Raw genomic sequence first — 303 nt, 5'->3', positions numbered from 1 at the left:
CAGATGAACGGGAGAAAGCGGCGTCTCCGCCCTCATCCCGCCCTCGAAGACAAAGGGACCTATCTTTCCTGATACCCCTGACGCCTCGACGATCCAGTTGAGCCGCAGCCCCATCTCGTCGCCGCCGAGCCCGAGCGGCACCACCGCCTCGTCGAGCACGACGATAGAAGCACCCGCCTCCGCTCCGGCGCCCATCGCATCCTCCGACCCCGCCAGCCCTCTCAGCAGTCCGCTCAGCCGCCAGCGCCCGGCCGCAATCTCCTCGGCCTGCTGAAAAGCCAGAACCTCCCAGCTGCCATTGCC

Annotated in this window: 1 protein-coding gene; it reads right to left on the bottom strand. The window is 67.3% G+C overall.

Annotated features, from left to right (window positions below; translation table 11 throughout):
• Positions 1-303: hypothetical protein (locus SB764_RS39215; protein WP_410866639.1), on the bottom strand; the 303-nt coding region annotated here is incomplete at both ends.

Origin of the sequence: Paraburkholderia sp. SIMBA_027, assembly GCF_046535315.1 — a bacterium.
Lineage (GTDB): Bacteria > Pseudomonadota > Gammaproteobacteria > Burkholderiales > Burkholderiaceae > Paraburkholderia > Paraburkholderia tropica.
This window is presented reverse-complemented; position numbering and strand designations above follow the sequence as displayed.